Source organism: Deltaproteobacteria bacterium, from assembly GCA_009930495.1.
In the GTDB taxonomy this organism is placed as follows: domain Bacteria; phylum Desulfobacterota; class Desulfovibrionia; order Desulfovibrionales; family Desulfomicrobiaceae; genus Desulfomicrobium.
In genome coordinates this window covers 1-1,704 of record RZYB01000350.1, presented here as the reverse complement: position 1 = coordinate 1,704, position 1,704 = coordinate 1, and the positions used below count along the sequence as shown (strand labels likewise).

Here is a 1,704-nt window from a genome sequence, read left to right as displayed (position 1 = left end):
CCAGGGCTGCAGCATGGCCAGGGCCGCGTCCCGATCCAGGGTCGGCACGGGATACCCGTAATCCACGCTCATCTCCCAGGTGGACACGACGGAATCCTCGACGCGTACAAGGGCCGTGGCCTTCAGGCCATCGATGACACGATCGTTCATGGCCGCCAGATTTTCGGGTTTGTGCCTGGACGATGAGACCTCGCTCATGAAACCCATCTGATGTCCCGGTCTGGCCACGTTGTTGGGCGAATAATTATGGAAGTTGGTCACCCGATAGAAGGGGCAATTTGCCTCCGGGAAATACATCCAGCAGGTCGGATCGTGCCGCAGCCCGTCCACTCCGACGCCGGAAACAAAGACACTGTTATGTTCCAGATTGGTGGCGGCGCGGTGCAGGTCGGCGGATTCCGGTCTGACCCAATCATGCACGAGTTGGTCGAGGGGGCCGGTGTTCAGGAGATATTCCCACTCCACCCGCTGCCCATCGGCCAATTCCACGGCCTTGTCATCGACATCCACCCGGACCACGGTCGAGTTCAGACGCAGATGCTCTTCCATCCTGCCCGCCAGACGATTGAAAATGCCGCCAGTGCCACCATGCAGCGGAAAGCGGAAGGTATTGTTGGGCCCCCAACCCGCGTCATCAAGACCCAAAATAAGATTTTTGAGCACCCCTTCCAGATCGACCACGGACACGCGTTCGCCGATCCAGGAATACTGCATCAATTCCGGCGGCGTGGCCCAGACCTTGAAATTATAGGGCACCATGAAAAGCCGGGCGATGCCTGGTCCAAAAACATAATCGATCCAATCCCGGAACGTTGCCAGATGGGATGGCCGCTCATGCAACAGGCCCTGGACGCACTCCCAGGCCAGCTCCTTGGGCAAATGGCGAATGTTGTTCTGAAAAGGATACGGCACCCAGGTTTCGGCCATGCGCACACGGGCCACGCGCTGGTGCTCCAATTTGTCCGGACCAAGCAAGTCATCCAGCAACCGGTTGAAATAGTCGTAGCGCGAAAAAACCACGTGCCCACCCACGTCCCAGGTGAACCCGGCCGAATCCCGAAAACTGGCGGCCAATCCGCCGACATGACCGGCACGCTCCAGAATGACAAAATCCCGCTCACCCAGTTCCACCAGCCGATGCGCCGCGCCAAGTCCCGTGGGACCGGCGCCGATAATCACGTATTTCATAGAGCCTCCCCGACCAGCCAGCGCCGAACCTCGTCCTGCTTGCGCCAAAAATCCCTGGCCAGGACTTCGGCTTCCCACTCCATGATCCGGCCGTATTCCGCAGCCGAATACTTCTTCTGCAACTTGTGCATATTGGCAAAGGCATTGCCGAATTCCGGAGTGCTCGTGCGCGAGCTTTTGCCCGTGCGCTTCTTGTGCCGCACGGCCAAAAAGCCCTGATACACGGCATACTGGCCGCTCAGATTGAGCCGGATGTCGTGCTCCAGATCGTCGAATTGCGACGGTGAAAACCGCAAATCAAAACCACCGCTGTCCACCAGACGATCCGTGCGAAAAAGATGACAGCAGCCCGTGACCGAGGCGCAGGGGCGCAGATAGGCAAACTGTCCAAAATCCAAAGTCTGGTGCTGCAGATCCGAAACTCGACTTTCGGGGTTGTTAGTAAAGTCGCGGAAGCAGAAATCTTTCTAAAATAATTGAATATTTTGATTGAGGGGATCCTCCTTCTGTAGTAGT

Annotated in this window: 2 protein-coding genes; both read right to left on the bottom strand. The window is 57.5% G+C overall.

What is annotated here, in order from left to right; genetic code table 11:
* A partial coding sequence (locus EOL86_14580) for an amine oxidase (protein NCD26798.1) occupies window positions 1-1,188 on the bottom strand: 1,188 nt, incomplete at its 3' end.
* The gene (locus EOL86_14575) at window positions 1,185-1,586 is read right to left on the bottom strand and encodes a hypothetical protein (GenBank protein NCD26797.1); all 402 of its coding nucleotides are present in this window, start codon (window positions 1,584-1,586) and stop codon (window positions 1,185-1,187) included. The genes EOL86_14575 and EOL86_14580, both read right to left, overlap by 4 nt.
* Between the last annotated feature and the right edge of the window lie 118 nt (window positions 1,587-1,704).